This is a genomic window from Brevundimonas sp. SS2672 (assembly GCF_059579685.1).
This window is the reverse complement of record NZ_CM184201.1, coordinates 294,561-315,711: the sequence shown is the minus strand read 5'-3', so window position 1 is coordinate 315,711 and position 21,151 is coordinate 294,561. Positions and strand designations below refer to the sequence as shown.

Genomic DNA, 21,151 nt, shown 5'->3' with positions numbered 1-21,151 from the left:
GCGGCAAGTGAAACCCTAGTCTTCTAGATACCGCCTCAAACGCCGACCAAGTGCTCCAACATCACGAGCGAAGGCATCCTGCCTTTTGGACGCACGGCCACGTGCAGCGTTGTCAAAGCATGACTGCTCCACGAGCATCTTCAAACCGGATCGAGCCGCGATAGCCCACGGATCTTCTTGTCGAAAATCACCCGGTCGGTTCTCGTGAAGATTTTCCGTCGCACTGACGCAAAGCAGATGCGCACTAATCGGCTCAGGCGACCTTTGAATGAGTTGGAACATCATCGATAGATTGGTCGCAGCCCGAATAGTGGCAACAGCTGGATCATCAGACGCAAAAGCGCGCATCATATCCCTCAGAACATCGGCAAATTTAGCCGAGATAAATTCCGCGTTGGCATTGGCTTCCAAAATTAGCTCGCCGTATTCGCTCGGGTTGTCCCAGTCGGTCACTGTACGTTTCTAAGCTCCAGATTTTTTCTCAGCTGCCGGGTCTGTATGAGCCGAATGTTACCGTCATTCTCCCTTTGCGGAAGAAAGTGTCAGCCTGAGGCTGACGGATGAGGGGGCTCGCGACGCCTGCTGGCGAGCGGTCTTCTTCATCCGCCCCCAGACACTCCCCCGAAAAGGAGAACCAGCCCTGAATACTCAACTCGTGTGGCAGGATCGGCTGCAAGTGTAGCAGCCATTAGACTGCGAATAATATTGCTTGGCCTTGGCGACAGCCGTGCTGCAGCCAGCATGCTCGCCTAAGTAGGTGCGATCCGCCGGCAGATAGATACAGCTCGACGTATGCACCTCGTGATCGCCGTTGGGCTGAGCTTTGTTGTTTACGTAATACGACGTCATTTATCGTGCTTCCATACAGTGTGGCTGACCCGCGCCAACCTCAATCGTCGCGAATCTGGTTCCCAATATGTTCTCACCTCTTGTACTTACGTCAATGTAATTTGCAAGCTTGCCGCACACTATCAAACGGCTCCCCTCGCCCCATGGACGACTGGCTGCACTCTCGCGCCAAGGCGATGCGTCGCGAACCCGCCCTCTATGAGCGGCGGCCGTGGGCCATTCTGCGGGACCGGCGGCTGGAGGGTCTGAAATTCCGGCGACAGGTCGTGATCGGGCGCTATGTCGCCGACTTCGTCTGTCTGCGTCATCGCCTGATCGTCGAGGCCGACGAGCCGCAGCACGATGCGCGCGCCGAGGACGCCACTCGCGACGACTGGCTGCGCGGCCAGGGATTTCAGGTATTGCGCTTTCCCAACTCGCAGATCGAGAACCGCCCCCACGAGGTGCTGGCGGCGATCATTGCGGCCGCCGATGAAAAGCTGACGCGCGACTGATCCTTCTCCCCTTGCGGGAGACGGTGGCCGAGCGGAACGAGGTCGGATGAGGGGTCGCGCTGTGGGTGGCCGATCGCCTTCGTCCTCGAGTGAGAAACCCCTCATCCGTCGGTCTCCGGCCGCCACCTTCTCCCGCAAAGGGAGAAGGACGAACCCGCCAACTTCCCCGCCCCAAGCCCAGCAAATCCCCGCCTTTCCTCCTCCGCTATCCCCTTTCAGCCCGCCCTACCTCGCCGCCATGCCACCCTGTCCTCGTTCCGTCGCATGGAGGGCTCGTGAGGCCTGCGACCTTGCGGGCGGCGGGAGCGGATGGAGCGGGGTTCTTGTCGGACCGCGCGGCGTCCGTCGCGGCGGCCGGTCGAGGGCGGGAGCCCAGCGGCGCGTCGGGCGGAGCGCGCCGGGCGGTCCAGGATGCGAAGGGCGACGATGCGGGCGAACGCCGGCGCCGGCGCCCGGCTTGCCACCCAACGGGCGCTGGCTGCTTTCGCGGCCTCAAGTAGCCCGAAGGGCGGTAGGCCGCACCCAACAAGAAGCCGACGGAGCCTAGCGACGGGGCGTTCGACCCGTCCGTCAGAGAGGCTTCGGCCAGGGTCGCGGGGGTTACGCGGACCGTTCCGGGAGGCCTGTCGCAAGCAGGCCCCCGCCCGCCGCGGGCGCCGGGGGTAGCCGATAAGACCGGCGCCTGCCCCGAGCTCGTGGAAGCCCGTCCGCGCGGAGCGTCTGTCGGCGTCGAAACGGTACTACACATCAAACTCCGGGCGTCGGCCCGGCGCTCCGCTCAGCCCTCCAACCGCCCGCCGAAAGGCGCGGCAGCCAAACCCGTGCGCCCAATCTCCCTCCCCTTCATGGGGAGGGCGGCTGAGGGCCAGCCGAAGCCGGGTGGGGGCGACGCCGCCAGCCACACGCCGCGCCCAGCCCTTGCCCTCCCCACCCGGTCGCTGCGCGACCACCCTCCCCATGAAGGGGAGGGAGAAAGAGGACCCCATGACCCGTCCGCGACCGCCGCGCGCGCCTGCGTCCCCGCCTGTCCCCGATGACGACGACCGGCCCCTGCATCCGGCCGAGGAACGGCGGCTGCGGCGCGAGCTGGCCAGCCGCATCGACCATCTGTGGGCCATCGCGGAGCGGCGTCGCGCGCGCTGGGCCGCGCCGCCCTTCATCCCCGATTCATGAGGCCCGGTTCATGAGGCTTACGGGCAACATGGCGGCGCGCCGTCGAGCTTGGCCGCAAAATGGGATGCGACCTTGCGGCGAAAATGCGGCATGGTGCGTTAAGGAGAGACGCCGATGACCAAGTCCAGCAATGAATCCGACGCCCGCGCCGCCCTGCGCGTGGTCTCCTCGCCGGAAGCCGAGGTCTATGACCTGATGCGCGCGCCCGAAACCACCGCCGAACGGGTCAAGCGCCTGCAGGCGGAAGCCCGCGCCCTGGCGCTCGAACAGGTCGAGGCCCTCGAGGTCGCCCTGTGCAAGGCCGCCGACATGGCCAAGGAGATCGCCGACGGCGGCGACGCCTATCCCGTCGGCGCCCGCGAACTGGCCGCCCGCCTGGTCGCCGACCTGCCGTCCAAGGCCGAGACCATGAAAGCCATCGTGGCGAAGAGTCATTCCTGATCGGCCGCGGTCAGAAGGCTCCGCCTTCTCGACCCGACGCGAGTGATGTTAGCGGGCCGCGGTCAGAAGGCTCCGCCTTCTCGACCCGACGCGGCCTGGGCGCTTTGCCGCGCCTCTCCCTTCAACGCCGTCATCCTCGGGCTTGACCCGAGGATCCAGCAGGCGCGCCGCTACGCCCCCACCACGTCTTCGTACTCGGGATGGCGCTTCAGCCAGGCGACCGCATAGCTGCAATGCGGGATCAGGGTCAGCCCCTCGGCGCGGGCGTGCTCGGCCAGGGCCTGCATGAAGCGGCCCGCCGCGCCCGAGCCGCGCAGGGCCGGGTGGGCCTCGACGTGCAGGATGACGCGGGCGTGGCCGCGCACGGCATACTCGGCCCAGACAGGATGCTCGGTCCCGTCCGCATCGGCGAACATCTGCTGGAAGCGGCGATCGGCGGCGTGGTCTTTGAAGGCGGGCACGGCGGCTCCTCCCGAATGGATCAGTTCAGGCCGGCCGGTCGCTCAGCAGGGCCAGCAGACCCAGAACGCTTTTCACCGTGAACCAGATCGACACCAGCAGCAAAAGAAGCCCGAACAGCAGAAGGAACGGAATCCCGATCAGGAAGGCCGAGGCCACGGCGCTGACCGCCACCAGCACCCACAGGACGGCGCTGATCCAGAACACCGACCAGAACAGCCTGATCTGCGCCTCGACGTGCTGGGCCGCCAGCCCCGTCGCCGAGCCCCGGTTCACATAGGCCAGCACCAGTCCGACCAGCACCAGCACGTTCGCGCTGGGGATCGACAGGATGTAGAGAATCCACGCCACCACGGCGCCGTCTCGGCCCGCGACCGGCGCGGCGGTGTTCTGATCGCTCATGACGGCGGACCTTTCAGTAGAAGAGACGACGCGGCTCGGCGATGGGCCGCCCGGTCAGCAGATCCTTCAGCCCCAGGGCGCCGCGCACGATGGTCCAGACCGCCATGACGAACAGGACGAAGACCCCGACGTTGACCAGGATCAGCACCGCGCCGGCGATGATGGCGCACACCGCCGCCAACAGGGTCCGCTGCTGGAAGACGAAGTGGCTGCGCAGCATCGGATCGGCGGGCGCCGGTCGGCGCCACACGCGCAGCAGGCCGATCGCCGCCGCCGCCCCGAAGGTCGGCGCCGCCAGCAGGATCAGGGCGTAACCCGCGTAGAGGCCCGTCAGGTCGGCCGAGACCTCGCCGCCGCTGTTGCTGCTGTAATCGCCGGACTGGACCATCGGAACCTCTTGTCAGGCCGGGATGATGGCGGGACGAACGGCCCCGCGCAACCGGCCTCAGCGGGAATAGGCGACTTCGCAGGCCGCCGCCGCCGCATCGGGAATGGCGCCGGGCTTCTCGACCCGCACGACGACGCTCAGCACGCGGGGATCGGCCAGGCAGGCGACGGCCGTGCGCTCGGCGAAGGTCTCGATCAGGGCGATGTGCGGCCCCGCCGCCAGCTCGCGCACGATGCGGGCCACGCCGTCATAGTCCAGCGTATCGGCCAGCCGCTCGACCGGCGCGGCGCCCAGGTCCAGCTCGACGTCCACCACCAGGGGCTGCAGCCGCCCATGCTCATGATCATAGAAGCCGATGGAGGCCTCGACCTTCAGGGCGCGCACCATGACCTTCAGGCCCAGGCGGCGCGGTTCGACGGACGGCAGGGGGGTGACGACGGCGCTCAAGACCAGGTCTCCGACGGCAGAAGATCATTGATGCTGAAATCGGCCCGGTCGCACCAGGCGCCCAGATCCCAGGCCCGCTCCGCCTCGGTCAGGCCGCGCGCCAGGACGGTGTTGGTCGGCGTCTCCTCAATGGCCAGCTCGGCCAGGCGGAAGGGCGGGCCTTCGGCTTTGAGGATGGCCTCCAGCTTGCGCCACAGGGCGATGACCAGGGCCTCGGTCGTCGGGTCGCCGTCCACGGTCAGCACCTGGTTCAGGCGATGCGGCTCATGCTTCTGGAACCAGGCCAGCAGGGGATCGGCGCGGTTCAGCTGGAAGGCGTGGTCCAGACTGCGGTCGACGAAGCCGTGCCAGCGCGCCTTCAGCCGCTCGAACGAGGCCGCATGATTGGCCCCGCCGAAATCGATCTCTGCCGTCGGCTCCAGCGTCACCGTCACGAACTCATTGTGCCCATGCGGCACGGCGCATTTCGACCCCGCATCGGCGATCAGCCGGTGCGCCATCGAGAAGCGGCGGGTGAAACGGACAGCGGGCATGAAGATCTCAGGATGAACGGCGGCAGCTAAAGCACCAACCTATCGGCAAATAAAGGTCATGTGGCGGCGAAGCCGACGAGGCTCAGGCGAACTCCAGGTCTCGGTCGCGGGGCGTCAAGCCGGCCCCGGCGTCCACCACCAGGTTCTGGCCGGTCAGGCTGCGCGTCGTCAGGATGAAGGTCAGGGCCGCCGCCAGGTCCTCGACCGCCACCGGCCGCTTCAGCGGCGTCGCCTCCGCCCCGGCCTCATAGTCGGCCTCGGGCCACCCGGCCGAGGGCAGGGTCAGACCCGGCGCGATGCCGCAGACGCGGATGCGCGGCGCCAGGGCCAGCGCCAGGGCGCCGGTCATATGGGCGATGCCCACGCGGCTGACCGTATAGGAGAAGAAGTCGGGGTTCGGAGCCGTGACCTTATAGTCCAGCATATTGACCACCACGCCCCCCTCCCCGTTCTCGTCCCCGTCCGACAGGCGCGCGGCGAAGTCGCGGATCAAGGCCAGGGGCGCCAGGACGTTGACCTCGTGATGAAGGCGCAGATCCGCCTCACGGAAGGTCTCCAGCTGGTCATAGACGAACAGGGAGGCGTTGTTGACCAGCGCCCGCAACGGCCCGAAGGCGGCGGCCTGGTCGATCAGGGCGGTCCGCGCCGCGGCGTCCGTCAGCTCGGCCTGGACGGCGACGGCGCGCCGTCCCATGGCCTCGATGGCCTGGACGACGCCCTGTGCGCCGTCCGCGTCGGAACGATAGTGGACGACGACGTCATAGCCCGCCTGGGCCGCCGCCTTCGCCAGCACCGCCCCGATCCGGCGCGAGGCGGCCGTGACCAGCGCCACGCCTCGAAACGAGGCGTCAGCCGACCTGAAGTCAGTCAACCCGGCCGAACTCGAAGTAGTTGAAGGCGGCGATGACGGCGATGAAGGCGAAGATGATGGCGATGGCCAGCATGATGGGTCTCCTGATTTTGTCCCCGAATAGGGGCAAGCGCGCCCCTGTTCAAGCCGCCCGACGACAGCCTATCGTTCGCGCATGGCGAACTGGCGCACCCGCATCGAACCCTTCACCCGTCCGCTGTTCTTCGCCTGGTCGCGGATGAGCCGAGGCATGACGCTGGGCGTGCGCGGCGCGGCGGTCGACGACGAAGGTCGGGTGCTTCTGGTCAAACACACCTATCTGGAGGGCTGGTGGCTGCCCGGCGGCGGAGTGGACAAGGGCGAGACCACCCAGGCCGCCGTCATCCGCGAACTGCGCGAGGAGGCGGGGCTGATCGTCAGGGGCGAGCCGCGCCTACTGTCGGTCCACTCCAACGAACGCTTCTTTCCGGGGGATCACGTCCTGGTCTTCCGCATCGACGCCTTCGACATGACCGAGCGGACCAGCCACGGCGAGATCGCCGAGATCGGCTGGTTCCGTCCGGACGCCTTGCCCGAAGACACGACCCGCGCCACTCGCGACCGTCTGGCCGAGATCTTCGGCGGCGCCGCCCCCGATCCGAACTGGTGAGACCATCAATGCAGCTTCCCGTCCTCGCCCTGCTGGCCATGATCCTGGGCGGCGCCGCCACCGCCCTGCAGGGACCGACCAATGCGCGACTGGCCAGCGCCGTCGGCTCGCCGGTCAATGCGGCGCTCGTCTCCTTCGCCGTGGGAACCGTCGCCCTGGCTCTCGTCGCCGTGACGCTGCAGGCGCGGCCGGACGTGCAGGCGATGAAGGCCCTGCCTGCCTGGGCCTGGCTGGGCGGGCTCTACGGCTGCGTCTTCGTGGTGGCCGCCGCCTGGGGCGTGCCCAAGATCGGCGTGGCGCTGACCATCACCCTGATGGTGGCGGGCCAGCTGGCGCTGAGCCTGATCCTCGATCATTTCGGCGTCATGGGCGTGCCGCAGCAGCCGATCAGCCTGACGCGCATCGCCGGCGTGCTGCTGGTGATCGGCGGGGTGCTTCTGGTCCGGCGCGGCTGAGCCTATATCCCGCCTGATGACCGACCCGACGCCCGACATCCCGGAGACGCCCGACTCGCAGGCGAACGCCCTTCCGCTTCAGGCCGCCGAGCTGATCGCGGACGAGGCCCGGCGCGCGCCCGACAAGCCCGGCGTCTATCGGATGTACGGCGAGGACGGCGCCTGCCTTTATGTCGGCAAGGCCAAGTCGCTGAAGAAGCGGGTTGTCCAGTACGCGCAAGGCCGCTTCCACACCCAGCGCATCGGCCTGATGGTCAGCCTGACCCGCTCGATGGAGCTGGTGGTCACGGCGTCCGAGACCGAGGCCCTGCTGCTCGAATCCAACTTCATCAAGAAGCTGAAGCCGCGCTTCAACGTGGTGCTGCGCGATGACAAGTCCTTCGCCGAACTGATGATCCGCCGCGACCACCGCGCGCCCCAGGTCCGCAAGCATCGCGGCGCCCATACGATTCCGGGCGACTATTTCGGCCCCTTCGCCTCGACCTGGGCGGTCAACCACACGCTGAACACGCTTCAGAAAGCCTTCCTGCTGCGGTCCTGTTCGGACAGCGTCTATGAGACGCGCACCCGCCCCTGCATGCTGCACCAGATCAAGCGCTGCTCGGCGCCCTGCACCGGCCTGATCTCGCTCGAAGATTACGGCGATCTGGTCACCGAGGCGGAGCAGTTCCTGCGCGGCAAATCGCGCGCCGTCATCGGCCGCCTGTCGCAGGAGATGCAGGCGGCGTCGGACGACCTGGACTTCGAGACCGCCGCCCGCGTGCGCGACCGCATCCGCGCCCTGTCGGCCATCGCCATGGAGAGCAGCGTCAACGCCGACGGTGTGGCCGAGGCCGACGTCTTCGCCCTGCATTCCGAGGGCGGCCAGGCCTGCGTCCAGGTCTTCTTCTATCGGGCGGGCCAGAACTGGGGCGGACGCGCCTATTTCCCGCGCGTGGACAAGAGCGACAGCGACCCCGAAATCCTCGCCGCCTTCCTGGGCCAGTTCTATGAGGACAAGCCGGTCCCGCGCCTGATCCTGTCCAACGTCCGCCCGCACGAGCTGGAGCTGCTGGAGGAGGCCTTCAGCATGAAGGCCGGACACCGGGTCGAGATCGCCCGCCCCCAGCGCGGCGGCAAGGCCAGTCTGGTCGATCACGCCCTGACCAACGCCCGCGAGGCGCTGGGCCGCAAGCTGGCCGAGAACTCGGCCCAGTCGAAGATTCTGGACGAGGTGTGCGAAGCCTTCGGCCTGGACGCCCGGCCCGAGCGGATCGAGGTCTATGACAACGCCCACATTCAGGGGTCCAACGCCGTCGGCAGCATGATCGTCGCCGGCCCCGAAGGCTTCCGCAAGAACCAGTACCGCAAGTTCAACATCAAGGGCGAAGACCTGACGCCCGGCGACGACTACGGCATGATGCGCGAGGTCATGCGCCGCCGCTTCGGCCGACTGGTCAAGGACGAGGAGGCCGGCGAGGCGGTCGAACGCCCCGACCTGCTGCTGATCGACGGCGGAGCGGGTCAGCTGGCCGAGGTGCTGGCCGTCATGGCCGATCTGGGCGTCGACGACATCGCCGTGGTCGGGGTGGCCAAGGGGCCGGACCGCGACGCGGGGCTGGAGAAGTTCTTCATGCCCGGCAAGCCGCCCTTCATGCTGCCGCTGAAAAGCCCTGCCCTCTACTACCTGCAACGCCTGCGAGACGAGGCGCACCGCTTCGCCAACGGCGCCCACGCTAAGCGCCGCTCCATGGACATCAAGAAGAACCCGCTGGACGAGATCGAGGGCGTCGGGCCGGGGCGCAAGAAGGCCCTGCTGCACGCCTTCGGCTCGGCCAAGGGGGTCAGTCGCGCCTCGGTCGTCGATCTGGTCAAGGTGGACGGCGTCAGCCAGGCCCTGGCTGAGCGCATCCACGGTTTCTTTCACAAGTCCTGAACCAGACGCATTTCGGCCAGCGGCGTTTTCGGGTTGAGCGACGAACCGTCGCGGGTCTAAGGGCTAGGTCATGACCGACGAACTGACCAAGGGCTATCACCGCTTCCGCCAGAATCGGTGGCCGTCCGAACACGCCGAATACGAAGCCCTGGCCGCCAACGGCCAGAAGCCGCACACCCTGGTCGTGGCCTGTTCCGACAGTCGCGCCGATCCGGCCCTGATCTTCGACACGGCGCCGGGCGAGCTGTTCGTGGTGCGCAACGTCGCCAACCTGGTTCCCCCCTATCAGCCGGACGGCAAGCTGCACGGCGTCTCGGCGGCGCTGGAGTTCGGCGTCAACGTCCTGCAGGTCCGGCATGTCGTCGTCATGGGCCACGCCTCCTGCGGCGGCGTCACCGCCATGCTCAAGGGCTCGCCCGCCAACTGTCAGGACTTCGTCGCCCCCTGGGTCGAGCAGGCCGCCCCGACCGTGCGCCGCGTGGTCGAGACGCTGCCCGCCGATCAGGTCGAATGCGCGGCCGAGGAGGCCGTGGTGCGCCTGTCGCTGGACAATCTGCGCACCTTCCCCTGGATCGCGGAGAAGGAGGCGGCGGGCGAACTGAAGCTCAGCGGTCTGCACTTCGGCATCGCCCTGGGCATCCTGTCCAAATTGACTGGGCCAGGACGGTTCGAGCGGCTGGACTGAGGACGGCGCCCTCGCCTCCACCCTCGCCTCTGGCCGCGAACCGTGGCACACCCGGCGTGTTGCAACGGAAGACGTCATGGCCCCTGCCTACAAAGCCATCCCCAACATCCTGACCAGCCTGCGGCTGGCGGCCGGGATCGTCATGTTCCTGCTGCTGGCGGGCGCGACCAGCGGCTTCCCCTTCGTCTCGGCCTGGCTGAGCCCTGACGACCAGTTCGCCATGTATCGGACGGGCTTCTGGATCTTCGTCATCGCCGCCTCGACAGACTGGATCGACGGCTACCTGGCCCGCCGCTGGAAGGCCGAGACTCGCTGGGGGGCCATTCTGGACCCGATCGCCGACAAGATCCTGGTCACCGGCGCCGTGCTGGGCGTGCTGACGAGCGGGTCGGTGCAGCAGATCATCATTCCCTGCGGCCTGATCCTGTTCCGAGAGTTCGCCGTCTCGGCCCTGCGCGAGACGATGGCGGGCCGCATCACCCTGCCGGTGACCCTCGCCGCCAAGTGGAAGACCACCCTGCAGATGGTCGCCCTGGGCTGCCAGCTGTTCGCGCGCAACTGGGACGGCTGGGGCCTGCCGTTCGACTATCTGCCTGCCTTCCAGTTGTTCTCGGACGCCCTGATCTGGCTGGCCGCCCTGGTGACCCTGTGGACCGGCTGGCAGTATTTCAGCGCCGCCCAAAAGCAGATGCGGGATCTCTAAATCCTTCTCCCCTTGTGGGAGAAGGACGTCAGAGCGTCTTCTCGAGCACCACGAACTCCAGCTCGCGCGTCTGGGGCAGGCCGAAGCGTTCGTCGTCCAGCGGGAAGGGCCGCGTCTCGCCGGTCAGGCGATAACCGCGCCGTTCGTACCAGGCGATCAGTTCGGCGCGTTGCCGGATGACCGTCATCTCCATGCGGGCGGCGCCGAAGCGGGCAGCGGCTTCGGCCTCTGCGGCCGCAATCAGCACCCGCCCCAGACCGCCCGCCTGACGCGCCGGATCGACGGTCAGCAGGCCGAGATAGGCCAGCCCCTCGCCCTGATCCGCCACCTGGACGCAGCCGGTCAGGCCGCCCTCGACCTCGGCCAGCAGAATGATCCGCGAGGCGTCGGCCAGGATGTCGCGCAGTTCAACTTCATCCGTGCGCTGGCCGCCCAGCAGGTCGGCCTCATGGGTCCAGCCCGCCTTGGCGCTGTCCCCGCGATAGGCGCTTTCGATCAGACGATGCAGCGCCGGAACATCGTCCGGCGCTGCAGGGCGCAAGCTCAGCTCGCTCATTGAACGCCGAGTTCCTCGACCAGGTGATCCATGCCGTAGACGTCGCGCAGGGCCGTGGTGACGGCCTGGGTGGTGACGATGACGCTGCGGTTGACGTTGCGGTCATAGCCATAGGCGTTGCGCTGGGTCAGGACGGTGGAGTCGAAGTTGGCGCCGATGATCTCGCCCCTGGCGTTGACCGCAGGCGAGCCTGACGAACCGCCGATGGTGTCCGACGACACCGCCATATCCATCACCGTCGCGGGGTCGATGCGATCCTTGGCGGCCAGCAGCTTGGGCGCGACGTTGAACGGCTCGGCGCCGGTAGCGCGGTCCCACAGTCCGGCGAAGGTGGTGAAGGCGGGGATGCGCTGCCCCGGCACGTCGGTCCCCTCTACCCGGCCGTAGGTCAGGCGCAGGGTGCCCGTGGCGTCCGGATAGACGGCGTCTCCGAAGACGGCGAAGCGCGCGGTGGCCAGTTGTTCGGACGCGCGGTCGGTCGGCGCCTGCACCCGGTTCTCCCAATCCGTGCGGACGACGCGGGCTTGCGCGTCGATGGCCAGGACGTACTGGATCAGCGGATCGGTCGAGGCCTGGACGGCGGGCAGGCCGCCCTCCCACAGGGCGCGGCGCACGGCGGGGTCGGCCAGCTTCGTGCCCTCGATCAGACGCGCGGACAGGCCCTCGGGGCTTTCCTTGCCCAGCAGGGTGCGGACATAGGGACTGTCGACCGTCAGCCATTCGCGGGTCTTGGACAACCACCACTCCAGGCGGATCTGCTCCAGCGCCGGATAGGTCGGGCGCGCGGCGAAGAGGCTGGACTGGACCCCCGCCAGGCGGCTGTCGGAAAACTCGGACAGACGCTGTTCAGACGGCTTGGCGCGCTCCTGGGCGCCGCGCACGATGGCCCGCGCCCATTGGAACAGGGGTGAGCCGCCCGCGACCGAGGTGGTGCCCATGCCGGTGCCGCCTTCCAGCAGAGCCATGGCCGGATAAAGCTCGCGCGCCAGCGGCTGGACATCAGCAAGAACAGCCCAGGGATCGCCGACTTCGGCGGACAGGGCCTCGTTCTCGGCCACGCCGCGACGGAAGACGGTCTCCTGCCCGGCCAGTTGGTCCATGAAGGCCGGGTCGATCAGGGCCGCCATGCGGCCGCGGCCGCGCTTGTAGGTGTTCTCCACCCCCGACAGCGGGTCCATGGCGATGAAGGCCTGATCGGCGCCCTCTTCCGAATAGCGGATCAGACGACCGCGCAGTTCGGAAGCGATCAGCTGGTCCAGCGGCAGGACCACGTCGCGAATGGTCATCAGCTGGGCCTGCGTCAGCAGGCGCTGGGTCGAGCCGGGGTTGCCGGTGACGAAGACAGGCTCGCCCTCGGTCGGCTTGTTCGGGTTCCAGGTGAAGTGGGTCGGCGTCGCGGCGGGCTTGCCGTCCTCATACAGGCGGATGAAGGCCGCATCGATGGCGAAGCGAGGGAAGGAGAAGTTGTCCAGGTCGCCGCCGAAGGTCGCGGCGCGGTCTTCCGGCGCCCAGGCCAGACGCACGTCCGAGTATTTGCGGAACTTGTAGAGCTTGAACTGACCGCCGCGATACAGGCTAACGACCTGACAGCGGATTTTGGAATCGGAACCGCAGGCTTCCGCTTCGATACGGCCGGCCTCGGCCTCGCGCGCCTGGGTGAAGGCTTGACCGTCCAGACCCTCGCCCGCCTTCTGCACCCGCTGGGTCACGTCCGTGATGTCGGTCAGGATCTCGGCCGAGGCGCCGGGGCACTGCAGCTCTTCCTCGCGGCTCTTGGGCGTGAATCCCGTCTCATTGTACTGAAGCTGCGGCGTCGACAGGTTGGCGACACACGAGGAGACGCAGTGATTGTTGGTCATCACCAGCCCCTCGGCCGAGATGACGCCCGCCGAACAGCCGCCGAACTTCACCGACGACAGGCGAACCCTGTCCAGCCACGCCTGGTCGATGTTCGTGCCCAGGGTCTGGTTGGCGCGGGCGATGGGGAAGTTGTCATAGGTCCACATGCCCTCCTCCGCCTTGGCCGAAGAGGCGGCGGCGAAGGCCAGGACGGCGGCCGAGGCGAACAGAAGGGGGGCGTAGGTGGTGCGCATGAGACATCCTCGGCGTCGCGGCCTTGGTCATCGCCGAGGCCCGGTTTCAGCCCCTTAAACCCGAGGCCGTCTTTGCGGTCAGTCTGAACAGAACCTGGAGGCAAACCGCAACCCCCGGCGAAAGCATTCACATCGCGCCTTCGCGGGTCTAGATTCGGCGAATGACGAAACGGGACGGGATTGACGCGATGTCGGACGACTTCCCCCAAGGCGTAGCGCATCAGGTTCCGGACGACATGAGGGCGCGACTCTCATACGAGCCTGAAACCCTCGACCTGTGGCGCGGCCTCACCCCGCTGGGGCGCAATGAGTTCATCTGCTGGGTCGAAGACGCCAAACAGGCCGCCACCCGTCAGAAACGGATCGAGCGTGCGGTTGAGGAATTGCACGAAGGCAAGCGGCGGCCGTGCTGCTGGGTCGGCTGCATCCATCGCTCCGACAAGGCTCCCGGCCGTTGGCAACAGGCTGTGCTCATCGAGAAGCAGGGCAAGTCGAGATAGGCCTGCGGGCAAAGAGAAAGGGGCGCCCGCAGGCGCCCCCAGATCCCGGATACCAATCCGACAGGCTCAGCGGCGCACGCCCAGTTCGCGCAGCAGGCGCGGCTGGTCGTAGACGTTGCGCAGGGCCTCGGTGACGGCGGCGGTCGAGACGCTGACCGTGCGGTTCAGCTCGCCGTCGTAGCCGAACGAGCCGCCCAGGGAGTGGATGTTGCCGTCGAAGGCGGCGCCGATCACTTCACCCTTGGCGTTGATCACCGGCGAGCCGGAGTTGCCGCCGATGATGTCGTTGGTCGAGACGAAGTCATAGACGACGTCCTTGTTGATCCGGTCCTGCGCCGCCAGGAAGCGCTCGGCGGCGTTGAACGGCTCGGCGCCGGTGGCGCGTTCGTACAGGCCGCCCATGTGAGTGAAGGACGGAACGGTCACGCCGCGATAGGTCCAGCCCTTCACCTGGCCGTATGACAGGCGAAGCGAGAAGGTGGCGTCCGGATACTGGTTCTCGCCATAGACGGCGAAGCGGGCCTGGGCGACCTTTTCGGCGGCGCGGGCGGTCGGAGCGTTGACGCCCGCGTCCCACTGAGTGCGAACGGCTTGCGCCGCATCGTCATTGGCCAGGACGAAGGCGATCATCGGGTCGCCCGAGGCGGCCAGCTGTTCCGGCGTCATGGCCAGGGCCTCGGCGCGGAAGGCCGGGTCGATCAGGCGGCTTTGCGACAGGCGGGCGGCGATGACTTCGGGGCTTTCGGCGCCCAGCATGGTCTTCACGTCGGCGCTGTCGACCGTCAGATATTCGCGGGTCTTCAGCATCCAGTGCGACAGCTGGATCTCCTCGACGCCGACCGGGATCGGCGCGTCCGAGGCCAGGCGGCGGCCCAGGGCGGCGATGTCGCTGTCGGCGTAGCCTGCGCGGCGTTCGGCGACGGGCTTGGCGCGTTCCTTGGACGCGCGGACGATGGCGCGGGCGTAGGAATAGAGGGTCGAACCGCCGCCGGCGTTCGCTTCAAGCTGGCGATAGGGCAGATAGAGGTCGCGGGCGGTCGCCTGCACCTTTTCCAGATCGGCCCACGGGTCGCCGATGCGTTCGGCCACAGCCGGATCGGCGGCGACACGCTGGCGCAGTTCCGCCTCTTCCTGGCGCTTCTTGGCCATGAAGGCCGGATCGGTCAGGGCACCCTGCTGGCCGTAGTAGACCTTGAAGCTGTTCTCCAGGCCGAAGATGGGATCGAGCGCGACGCGCTTCTCTTCCTCGCCGATCGTCGAATATTCGATCAGGCGGCCGCGCAGCTCTGCGCCCTGGATCAGGGTGATCAGGAATCTGCTGGTCGCGCAGGCGCTCCAGCTGGCTCATGGTCAGCAGGCGCGAGGTCGAGCCGGGGTTGCCCGCCACGAAAGTCACTTCGCCGTCGACCGGCGCGTTCGGGTTCCACTTCAGGTGGTTGGGCGTGACGACCGGCTTGCCGTCCTCATACGCGCGCAGGAAGGCGGCATCGAGGGCGTAGCGCGGGAAGTTGAAATTGTCCGGATCGCCGCCGAAGAAGGCCGCCTGGAACTCGGGCGCGAAGACCAGACGCACGTCTTCGTACTTGCGGAACTTGTAGAGGGCGTATTTGCCGCCGCGATAGAAGCTGATGACCTGGCAGGTCAGCTTGCGGTCGTCGCCGCAGGCTTCCTTCTGGATGGCGTCGATCTCGGCCGAGCGGGCGGCGACGAAGGCCGCGCCTTCCAGACCCGCGCCGGCGCCCAGGACGCGATCGGTCACGTCGGTGATGTCGGTCAGGACCTCGGCGGTCTGGCCGGGGCAGGTCTTCTCTTCCTCGCGCGTGGCCGGCATCCAGCCGTTCTTGACGTAGTCGTTCTGGGCGCTCGACAGATCCTGGACGCAGGAGATGACGCAGTGGTGGTTGGTCAGGATCAGGCCTTCGCCCGACACGAACGAGGCCGAACAGCCCTGCAGGCGCACCGCCGCATTGCGCACGCGATCCAGCCAGGCCTGATCGATGCGCGTGCCGTACTTGTCGTTCACCGTCTGGATCGGAAAGTTGTCGAAGGTCCACATGCCCTCGTCCGCGCGTGCGGCGGAAGCAGGGGCGTTGACCACGACGGCGGCCATGCCGAGGGCGGCCAGAGAGGCGGCGAAGGAAAGGGTGCGGCGAAGTGACATGGGCGTCTCCCTAGAGCGTGACATCACGCCCCGTCTTGCTGTGGCGCCGTCACTAGACCCGCAAGGCCCGCCCCCTCAAGCCCCGCAATAGATCCGGCCGAGCCAGCCTTACCCCGATTTAACTTGGCCTCCGGCGGGGCGGCGGTCAGATAACAGCGCAAGTCAGGGGAATGAATACGCGTCATGTCGCTCGCGCTATCCACGCTGCTCTTCGAGTGGCGCCGCTATATGGCCGCCGTCATGGCGCTGGCCCTTTCGGGCCTGCTCGTGCTGGCCATGACCGGGGTCTTCATCGGCATCGGCAAGGGCTTCACCGCCGCCATCGAGCGCTCCAGCGCCGACATCTTCATCATGCAGCCCGGCGCCAAGGCCCTGTTCAGCGGCCCGATAGGAATGCCGCGCCGCTTCGTGCCCCTAGCCTATAACCACCCCGAGGTGGTCGAGGTGAAGACGCTCGACATATCCGGCGGCAATTTCCAGAACATCAAGGACGTCGACCCGACCATGTCGGCGGCGGACCGCGCCAGGCAGGGCGCGCCCAAGCAACGGAGCGTCCTGGTCAACATCATCGACACGGCGCCCGGCTCGGTCACCATCCCGCGCGACTATTCCGAGGAACTGGTCGACGCCCTACGTCAGCCCTTCACCGTGGCGGTGGACGAGACGGCGCTGACGCCGCTGGGCGTCAAGCTGGGCGACAAGGCCCTGTTCAACGGCCAGACCGTGACCGTGGTCGGGGTGCTGCGCGGCTATCCCAACATGATGCAGCCGACCATCGTCATGTCGCGCGACTCCTTGCGGATGCTGGGTCAGGCCTTCGAGGGGCCGCGCGTCGGCCCGCTGATGATCAAGATCAAGGATCCGGCTCGCGCCGAACATGTGGTGGCCCAGTTGAACGCCATGGGCAACGGCCAGTGGAAGGCCTGGACCCGTCAGCAGCTGGCCGACGCCAACGCCGGCGCCATGTTCGAGGAAGGCATACTGGTCATCATCATCGGCGGCTGCGTGGTGCTGGGGATCATCATCGGCGTGGCCATCACCTGGCAGACCCTGCGCGGCGCCATCATGGCCAACATCAAGGAGTTCGCTTCCCTGCGCGCCCTGGGCGTCGGCATGGGCTCGCTGCGCCGCATTGTCATGGAGCTGAGTTTCTGGGTCGGCATGGTCGGGGTCGGCGCGGCCATCCTGCTGACCTGGCTGCTATCCCTGCTGGCCCTGTCCAACGCCGTCATCATCTCCATGCCCCTCAGCCTGCTGCTCGTGGTCGGCGGAGGCCTGATCGGCATCTCCATGCTGTCGGGCTTCCTGTCGATGGGCATCCTGAAGAAGAGCCAACCTGCGGACCTGCTGCGATGAACACCATGGCTTTTGGGCACACGAAAGTTCACGGCAAGCACGGCGAGTTCGCCCTGGAGGCCAAGGGTCTGGTCAAACGGTTCAAGTCCGGCCGGTCCTATGTCGAGGTGCTGAAGGGCGTGGATTTCGACGCGCGCCACGGCGACCTGACCATGGTCATGGGGCCGTCCGGTTCGGGCAAGTCGACGCTGATCGCCGCCCTGTCCGGCCTGCTGCGGCCCGAGGAAGGGCGCGTCGACGCCCTGGACGTGGATGACCTGTGGAAGCTGTCGGGCGGCAGGATCGACAAGTTCCGCCTGGATCACTGCGGCTTCATCTTCCAGGGCTTCAACCTGTTCCCGTCGCTGACCGCCCTGCAACAGGTGACGACGGTGCTGAAGTTCCAGGGCCTGTCGCCCGATCGCGCCAAGAAGCGCGCCGCCCTGGCGCTGGAGGAGGTCGGCCTCGGCCATCGCCTGCACCAGCGCCCGGCCGCCCTGTCCGGCGGCGAGAAGCAGCGCGTCGCCATCGCCCGCGCCCTGGCCAAGGACCCGCAGATCCTGTTCGCCGACGAACCGACCTCGGCGCTGGACGGCGAGAACGGCCAGGTGGTCATCCGCCTACTGCGCCGGGCGGCCACCGAACACGGCGCCGCCGTCATCTGCGTGACGCACGACCCCCGCCTGGAGGCCTGGGCCGACCGGGTCATCCACATCGAAGACGGCGTGATCATCGACGATCAGCGCCGCACCCCCAATCCCGAAGCCATCCTGGCCTCGCACTGACACCGATCCCCTTGAGGACCCCCATGCCCGCATTTCTGAAAAACAAATGGCTCTGGATCGGCCTGGCGCTGCTGGTCGTGCTGATCGTCGGCTTCGGCATGGTGCAGAAGGCCGGGGCCGCCAAGAAAGCCGAACTGGCCGAGGCGGCCGAGAAGAAGGTCGAAAGCCCCTACTCCGCCATCGCCAACGGCAAGATCGACATCGAGGGCGGCATCATCCAGATCGCCGCGCGACGCGGCGGCGTGGTCCGCGAGGTGCTGGTGCAGGAAGGCGATCTGGTCAAGGCCGGTCAGATCCTGGCCCGTCAGGAGGACGACGAGCCGCGCCTGGCGCTGCAGACCGCCTCGGCCACCCTGGCCGAAGCCGAGAGCCAGTTGCGCCTGATCAACGTCGACATCGCCGCGGCCCAGCGCGAATACGACCGCCTGCAGAAGCTGGTCGCCACCAACTTCGTCGCCGCCCAGCGCATGGATCAGGCCCGCGACGCCATCGCCCAGGCCCAGGCCCGCCTCGGCTCGCAGCAGTCGGCGGTGCAGAGCGCCCGCGCCCGTCGTGATCAGGCCGCATACGATGTCGAACTTACCGTCATCCGCTCGCCCGCCGACGGCCGCATCGTGCGTCGCTACGCCAACCCCGGCGCCGGCGCCTCGACCCTGAACGTGTCGAATATGTTCGATCTGGAGCCGGCCGCCCCGCGCATCGCCCGCGCCGAGATCGTCGAGGCCGACATCCCGAACGTGGCAGTGGACCAGGCCGTGGAGATCACCCCCGAAGGCGATCCGTCCAAGGTCTATGTCGGCAAGGTGCTGCGCCGCGCCGCCGTCTTCGGCGCCCGCAAGCTGGCCTCGGACGATCCCTCGCAGCGCACCGACGAACGTGTGGTCGAGGTGGTGGTCGCCGTGGACGACGCCCCGCTGCTGATCGGCCAGCGCGTGCTGGTCAAGTTCATGAAGCCAGGTGAAACGGCCGGCGCCAAGCGTGACAACGTCTCCACCGGCGTGCCCGCCGCGCGCGCCATGAAGACGCCTGCGCGCCAATAGGCTGGCGGAATGAGAATGGAAAAGGGCCTCGCACGAGGCCCTTTTTGTTAGCGGTTCGCCCTCTTCACCCGCTCATCCCGGCGGACGCCGGGATCCAGTGTTTTGGCCTCAAGTGCGGCGTCAGAACTGGCAGACTCAGCGCCCAGCGCTCTCACTGGGCCCCGGCGTCCGCCGGGGTGAGCGGAAGAGGAAAAATCAGCGCCCCGTAAATTCCCCCGGCCGCTTCTCCAGCACCGCCGTCACGCCCTCGATGTGGTCGTCGGTCAGGTGGGCCAGGGCCTGCATGGCGGCGGACAGTTCCAACATCTGATCAAAATTCATGTCGCGGCCCTGACGCAGCAGACTCTTGGCCATGCGCAGGGCCTGGGGCGGCTGGGCGGCGATCTGTTCCGCCGTCTGCATCGCCTCGTCCATCAGCGTCTCATGCGGGACGACGCGGTTGACCAGGCCCCACTGGTCGGCCGTCGCCGCGTCGATCGAGCGGGCGGTGAACAGCAGTTCGGCGGCGCGGGCGTAGCCGATGTTTCGCGGCAGCAGCCACGAACCGCCGTCGCCTGGAATGATGCCCAGCTTCATGAAGGGCACGCCGAAGCTGGCGCGGTCCGAGGCGATGCGGATGTCGCCCAGCCCGGCGATGTCGCAACCCAGCCCCATGGCCGGTCCGTTGACCGCCGTCACCAGCGGAACCTCCAGGCCATAGAGGGCGCGCACGATGCGATGGACGACGCGGCGATAGCGTTCGCGGATGGCGGCGCCCGAGCCCTCGAACAGGTCGCGGCGATCCTTCATCGCCTTCAGGTCGCCGCCCGCCGAAAAGGCCCGCCCGGCGCCGGTCAGCACCACGCAGCGGATGGAGGGGTCGGCGTTGACGGCGTCGCAGGCGGCGGCGAAGGCCTCGCCGTCCTCCAGATCCGGCAGGGCGTTCAGTCGATCGGGCCGATCCAGGGTCCAGACCATGACCGCGCCCGTGCGCTCTTCGACGATCAGACCCATGCCGCATTCCCTTTCACCAGTGAAGCCGCCGGTTTCGGCCAGGGCGTGCGGCGCTGGCAAGGGCGCAATTGAAAAACCCCGGTCGTTCTGACCGGGGCTTCTGGCTGGATCATCCAGTCTCGCGACTACGCGCGCGGCCGTTTGATCGTTATGGGCACGAAGTTGGACGGATGGCTGACCACGCGGTCGCCGGCGCCGTTCATCTGCTTCGTGTTCACCAGCATCCCGCCGAAAAGGGCGAAGGACAGCATGGCGTGCTGGAGATTGCGCTCTTTGTTTTCGTTCATTTTTGGCGTCTCCTTTCGTTGAACGATGAAAGAAGACACGTCGTGCTTTTTGGGACTCTCACCCTGTCAGTCGTTTCGCGTCGAGGATGAACATAGCCGCCCGGCGCGAAAAGTCAAGAAATTATAGTCCGTTCTCGGACTCATTGTTGCGATATCGTCACGAACTATGCCCCCTGCTCCCACCTCCGCCCCCCGCGTCCGATCGTCAGTCCCTGCATCATGGTCTGCACCGTCGACGGCGCGTCCGGCCTGTGCCTGGGCTGTTTGCGCACCCTTCAGGAGATCGCGACCTGGAGCCGGATGACGGACGAGGCCCGCGCCGCCGTCATGGACGATCTGCCGGGTCGCAAAAAGCGGATCGACCCTCGGCTGCTGGGCGAGTGAAGGGCGGGCGTCGTCAACCTTTCGTTCGCCACGTCGCTTCACCGCATGGGAAGACGCCAGCCCGCATAGTCCGCGACATGATCCGCTTTGACCTACGCTCCGCTGTCGTCTTCGCCGCCGCCCTGGCGTCGGCCTCGGCCTGCGTCGGCGCCCTGATGTGGTGGGAAGGCCCGGCCCAGGCCTACGCCGCCGTGGCCCTGAAGGAGGCGCCGTCGGTGACGCGCGCGGCCGACGGCCACTACTGGGCCGAAGCCACCGTCGAAGGGCGGCCCATGCGGATGCTGGTCGACACCGGCGCCAGCGTGGTGACGCTGAGCCGCGCCGACGCCGAACGGCTGGGCGTGCGGCTGAAGCCGCATGACTTCAACCAGACGCTGAACACCGCCTCGGGCCAGACGCCCGCCGCGCGGGTGCTGCTGACCTCCGTATCCGTGGCGGGGGTGGAGATGACCTCGGTCGAAGCCCTGGTGATCGACCGCGACATGCCCGCAGCCCTGCTGGGCATGAGCTTCCTGGGCCGGCTGTCGGCTTTCGAAGCGCGGCCCGACGGCTTGATCCTGAGGGGTTGAGGGCG

25 protein-coding genes and 1 pseudogene are annotated in these 21,151 nt (G+C 67.5%); 14 read left to right on the top strand and 12 right to left on the bottom strand.

Annotated elements, in window-relative coordinates; translation table 11 throughout:
• Positions 1-15: 15 nt before the first annotated feature.
• On the bottom strand, positions 16-453 hold the full coding sequence (locus tag AC52GN_RS01585) for a hypothetical protein (protein WP_496527965.1): 438 nt from the start codon (positions 451-453) through the stop codon (positions 16-18).
• A 539-nt stretch (positions 454-992) separates the two neighbouring features.
• Here AC52GN_RS01585 and AC52GN_RS01580 point away from each other — a divergent pair.
• The 3 genes from AC52GN_RS01580 (at position 993) to AC52GN_RS01570 (ending at position 2,957) form a co-directional block, all read left to right on the top strand.
• Positions 993-1,343, top strand: a complete 351-nt coding sequence (locus AC52GN_RS01580; RefSeq protein WP_496527964.1) for an endonuclease domain-containing protein — start codon at positions 993-995, stop codon at positions 1,341-1,343.
• Positions 1,344-2,327: 984 nt separating this feature from the next.
• Entirely contained in the window at positions 2,328-2,516 is a 189-nt protein-coding gene (locus AC52GN_RS01575; protein ID WP_291779228.1) for a hypothetical protein, read from the top strand.
• A 114-nt stretch (positions 2,517-2,630) separates the two neighbouring features.
• Positions 2,631-2,957: a hypothetical protein gene (locus AC52GN_RS01570; RefSeq protein ID WP_291779225.1), complete on the top strand. Its 327-nt coding sequence runs from the start codon at positions 2,631-2,633 to the stop codon at positions 2,955-2,957.
• 170 nt (positions 2,958-3,127) lie between these two features.
• Here the strand turns inward: AC52GN_RS01570 and AC52GN_RS01565 are convergent, their stop codons facing one another.
• The 6 genes from AC52GN_RS01565 to AC52GN_RS01540 all read right to left on the bottom strand — a co-directional run bounded on the left by AC52GN_RS01565 (position 3,128) and on the right by AC52GN_RS01540 (position 6,018).
• A complete protein-coding gene (locus tag AC52GN_RS01565) occupies positions 3,128-3,418 on the bottom strand; it encodes a GNAT family N-acetyltransferase (RefSeq protein WP_496527963.1) in 291 nt (96 codons plus the stop codon).
• A gap of 25 nt (positions 3,419-3,443) precedes the next feature.
• A complete protein-coding gene (locus AC52GN_RS01560; protein WP_269298737.1) occupies positions 3,444-3,818 on the bottom strand; it encodes a hypothetical protein in 375 nt (124 codons plus the stop codon).
• Between the two features lie 13 nt (positions 3,819-3,831).
• The gene (locus tag AC52GN_RS01555; RefSeq protein ID WP_313041158.1) at positions 3,832-4,206 is read right to left on the bottom strand and encodes a serine/threonine protein kinase; all 375 of its coding nucleotides are present in this window, start codon (positions 4,204-4,206) and stop codon (positions 3,832-3,834) included.
• A gap of 57 nt (positions 4,207-4,263) precedes the next feature.
• Positions 4,264-4,653, bottom strand: coding sequence for a dihydroneopterin aldolase (gene folB / locus AC52GN_RS01550; protein ID WP_269298733.1), 390 nt, complete (start codon positions 4,651-4,653; stop codon positions 4,264-4,266).
• The gene (locus AC52GN_RS01545) at positions 4,650-5,186 is read right to left on the bottom strand and encodes a 6-pyruvoyl trahydropterin synthase family protein (protein WP_496527962.1); all 537 of its coding nucleotides are present in this window, start codon (positions 5,184-5,186) and stop codon (positions 4,650-4,652) included. The genes folB and AC52GN_RS01545 overlap by 4 nt, the downstream gene beginning before the upstream one ends.
• Before the next feature lie 82 nt (positions 5,187-5,268).
• The gene (locus tag AC52GN_RS01540; RefSeq protein WP_496527961.1) at positions 5,269-6,018 is read right to left on the bottom strand and encodes an SDR family NAD(P)-dependent oxidoreductase; all 750 of its coding nucleotides are present in this window, start codon (positions 6,016-6,018) and stop codon (positions 5,269-5,271) included.
• Positions 6,019-6,211: 193 nt separating this feature from the next.
• Here AC52GN_RS01540 and AC52GN_RS01535 point away from each other — a divergent pair, with 193 nt between their 5' ends.
• The 5 genes from AC52GN_RS01535 (at position 6,212) to pgsA (ending at position 10,443) form a co-directional block, all read left to right on the top strand.
• Positions 6,212-6,685 carry an NUDIX domain-containing protein gene (locus AC52GN_RS01535; protein WP_496527960.1) on the top strand — a complete coding sequence of 158 codons (474 nt, stop codon included), beginning with the start codon at positions 6,212-6,214 and terminating at the stop codon, positions 6,683-6,685.
• 8 nt (positions 6,686-6,693) lie between these two features.
• Positions 6,694-7,140: a DMT family transporter gene (locus tag AC52GN_RS01530; protein WP_338577930.1), complete on the top strand. Its 447-nt coding sequence runs from the start codon at positions 6,694-6,696 to the stop codon at positions 7,138-7,140.
• 16 nt (positions 7,141-7,156) lie between these two features.
• Complete coding sequence (gene uvrC / locus AC52GN_RS01525; RefSeq protein ID WP_496527959.1) at positions 7,157-9,055, top strand: excinuclease ABC subunit UvrC; 1,899 nt, start codon at positions 7,157-7,159, stop codon at positions 9,053-9,055.
• Between the two features lie 70 nt (positions 9,056-9,125).
• Positions 9,126-9,740: a carbonic anhydrase gene (locus AC52GN_RS01520; protein WP_338577929.1), complete on the top strand. Its 615-nt coding sequence runs from the start codon at positions 9,126-9,128 to the stop codon at positions 9,738-9,740.
• Positions 9,741-9,816: 76 nt separating this feature from the next.
• A complete protein-coding gene (gene pgsA / locus AC52GN_RS01515) occupies positions 9,817-10,443 on the top strand; it encodes a CDP-diacylglycerol--glycerol-3-phosphate 3-phosphatidyltransferase (RefSeq protein ID WP_343828490.1) in 627 nt (208 codons plus the stop codon).
• A 28-nt stretch (positions 10,444-10,471) separates the two neighbouring features.
• Here pgsA and AC52GN_RS01510 read toward each other — a convergent pair whose 3' ends face one another.
• Both AC52GN_RS01510 and AC52GN_RS01505 read right to left on the bottom strand, forming a co-directional pair.
• Positions 10,472-10,999, bottom strand: a complete 528-nt coding sequence (locus AC52GN_RS01510) for a GNAT family N-acetyltransferase (protein ID WP_496527958.1) — start codon at positions 10,997-10,999, stop codon at positions 10,472-10,474.
• Complete coding sequence (locus AC52GN_RS01505) at positions 10,996-13,092, bottom strand: S46 family peptidase (RefSeq protein ID WP_496527957.1); 2,097 nt, start codon at positions 13,090-13,092, stop codon at positions 10,996-10,998. The genes AC52GN_RS01510 and AC52GN_RS01505 overlap by 4 nt, the downstream gene beginning before the upstream one ends.
• 188 nt (positions 13,093-13,280) lie before the next feature.
• Here AC52GN_RS01505 and AC52GN_RS01500 point away from each other — a divergent pair, with 188 nt between their 5' ends.
• Complete coding sequence (locus AC52GN_RS01500) at positions 13,281-13,592, top strand: YdeI/OmpD-associated family protein (protein ID WP_496527956.1); 312 nt, start codon at positions 13,281-13,283, stop codon at positions 13,590-13,592.
• Positions 13,593-13,658: 66 nt separating this feature from the next.
• On the opposite strand, the pseudogene AC52GN_RS01495 reads toward AC52GN_RS01500, so the two are convergent.
• A pseudogene (locus tag AC52GN_RS01495) lies at positions 13,659-15,753 on the bottom strand (S46 family peptidase).
• A 183-nt stretch (positions 15,754-15,936) separates the two neighbouring features.
• Here AC52GN_RS01495 and AC52GN_RS01490 point away from each other — a divergent pair.
• From AC52GN_RS01490 to AC52GN_RS01480, 3 genes are read left to right on the top strand one after another with little or no spacing between them, the layout of a single operon-like run.
• Complete coding sequence (locus tag AC52GN_RS01490) at positions 15,937-17,109, top strand: ABC transporter permease (RefSeq protein ID WP_291779173.1); 1,173 nt, start codon at positions 15,937-15,939, stop codon at positions 17,107-17,109.
• A gap of 5 nt (positions 17,110-17,114) precedes the next feature.
• Positions 17,115-17,873: an ABC transporter ATP-binding protein gene (locus tag AC52GN_RS01485; RefSeq protein WP_291779169.1), complete on the top strand. Its 759-nt coding sequence runs from the start codon at positions 17,115-17,117 to the stop codon at positions 17,871-17,873.
• A 23-nt stretch (positions 17,874-17,896) separates the two neighbouring features.
• Positions 17,897-18,913 (top strand): HlyD family secretion protein, encoded by a 1,017-nt coding sequence (locus AC52GN_RS01480; protein ID WP_496527955.1) that lies wholly within the window; start codon positions 17,897-17,899, stop codon positions 18,911-18,913.
• A gap of 195 nt (positions 18,914-19,108) precedes the next feature.
• On the opposite strand, the gene AC52GN_RS01475 is transcribed toward AC52GN_RS01480, so the two are convergent.
• Positions 19,109-19,906: a crotonase/enoyl-CoA hydratase family protein gene (locus AC52GN_RS01475; RefSeq protein WP_496527954.1), complete on the bottom strand. Its 798-nt coding sequence runs from the start codon at positions 19,904-19,906 to the stop codon at positions 19,109-19,111.
• 125 nt (positions 19,907-20,031) lie between these two features.
• Positions 20,032-20,193 carry a hypothetical protein gene (locus AC52GN_RS01470; RefSeq protein WP_162938831.1) on the bottom strand — a complete coding sequence of 54 codons (162 nt, stop codon included), beginning with the start codon at positions 20,191-20,193 and terminating at the stop codon, positions 20,032-20,034.
• Positions 20,194-20,412: 219 nt separating this feature from the next.
• On the opposite strand from AC52GN_RS01470, the gene AC52GN_RS01465 reads away from it, so the two are divergent.
• Together AC52GN_RS01465 and AC52GN_RS01460 are read left to right on the top strand one after the other, a co-directional pair.
• Complete coding sequence (locus AC52GN_RS01465) at positions 20,413-20,577, top strand: DUF1289 domain-containing protein (RefSeq protein ID WP_496527953.1); 165 nt, start codon at positions 20,413-20,415, stop codon at positions 20,575-20,577.
• Between the two features lie 77 nt (positions 20,578-20,654).
• On the top strand, positions 20,655-21,146 hold the full coding sequence (locus tag AC52GN_RS01460) for a retropepsin-like aspartic protease family protein (RefSeq protein ID WP_312218626.1): 492 nt from the start codon (positions 20,655-20,657) through the stop codon (positions 21,144-21,146).
• Positions 21,147-21,151: the final 5 nt, after the last annotated feature.

Coding starts and splice junctions, on each gene's coding strand:
- AC52GN_RS01580 (WP_496527964.1), top strand. CDS start 993: ATGGACGACTGGCTGCACTCTCGCGCCAAGGCGATGCGTCGCGAACCC.
- AC52GN_RS01575 (WP_291779228.1), top strand. CDS start 2,328: ATGACCCGTCCGCGACCGCCGCGCGCGCCTGCGTCCCCGCCTGTCCCC.
- AC52GN_RS01570 (WP_291779225.1), top strand. CDS start 2,631: ATGACCAAGTCCAGCAATGAATCCGACGCCCGCGCCGCCCTGCGCGTG.
- AC52GN_RS01560 (WP_269298737.1), bottom strand. CDS start 3,818: ATGAGCGATCAGAACACCGCCGCGCCGGTCGCGGGCCGAGACGGCGCC.
- AC52GN_RS01555 (WP_313041158.1), bottom strand. CDS start 4,206: ATGGTCCAGTCCGGCGATTACAGCAGCAACAGCGGCGGCGAGGTCTCG.
- AC52GN_RS01545 (WP_496527962.1), bottom strand. CDS start 5,186: ATGCCCGCTGTCCGTTTCACCCGCCGCTTCTCGATGGCGCACCGGCTG.
- AC52GN_RS01535 (WP_496527960.1), top strand. CDS start 6,212: ATGGCGAACTGGCGCACCCGCATCGAACCCTTCACCCGTCCGCTGTTC.
- AC52GN_RS01530 (WP_338577930.1), top strand. CDS start 6,694: ATGCAGCTTCCCGTCCTCGCCCTGCTGGCCATGATCCTGGGCGGCGCC.
- uvrC (WP_496527959.1), top strand. CDS start 7,157: ATGACCGACCCGACGCCCGACATCCCGGAGACGCCCGACTCGCAGGCG.
- AC52GN_RS01520 (WP_338577929.1), top strand. CDS start 9,126: ATGACCGACGAACTGACCAAGGGCTATCACCGCTTCCGCCAGAATCGG.
- pgsA (WP_343828490.1), top strand. CDS start 9,817: ATGGCCCCTGCCTACAAAGCCATCCCCAACATCCTGACCAGCCTGCGG.
- AC52GN_RS01510 (WP_496527958.1), bottom strand. CDS start 10,999: ATGAGCGAGCTGAGCTTGCGCCCTGCAGCGCCGGACGATGTTCCGGCG.
- AC52GN_RS01505 (WP_496527957.1), bottom strand. CDS start 13,092: ATGCGCACCACCTACGCCCCCCTTCTGTTCGCCTCGGCCGCCGTCCTG.
- AC52GN_RS01500 (WP_496527956.1), top strand. CDS start 13,281: ATGTCGGACGACTTCCCCCAAGGCGTAGCGCATCAGGTTCCGGACGAC.
- AC52GN_RS01490 (WP_291779173.1), top strand. CDS start 15,937: ATGTCGCTCGCGCTATCCACGCTGCTCTTCGAGTGGCGCCGCTATATG.
- AC52GN_RS01485 (WP_291779169.1), top strand. CDS start 17,115: ATGGCTTTTGGGCACACGAAAGTTCACGGCAAGCACGGCGAGTTCGCC.
- AC52GN_RS01480 (WP_496527955.1), top strand. CDS start 17,897: ATGCCCGCATTTCTGAAAAACAAATGGCTCTGGATCGGCCTGGCGCTG.
- AC52GN_RS01475 (WP_496527954.1), bottom strand. CDS start 19,906: ATGGGTCTGATCGTCGAAGAGCGCACGGGCGCGGTCATGGTCTGGACC.
- AC52GN_RS01470 (WP_162938831.1), bottom strand. CDS start 20,193: ATGAACGAAAACAAAGAGCGCAATCTCCAGCACGCCATGCTGTCCTTC.
- AC52GN_RS01465 (WP_496527953.1), top strand. CDS start 20,413: ATGGTCTGCACCGTCGACGGCGCGTCCGGCCTGTGCCTGGGCTGTTTG.
- AC52GN_RS01460 (WP_312218626.1), top strand. CDS start 20,655: ATGATCCGCTTTGACCTACGCTCCGCTGTCGTCTTCGCCGCCGCCCTG.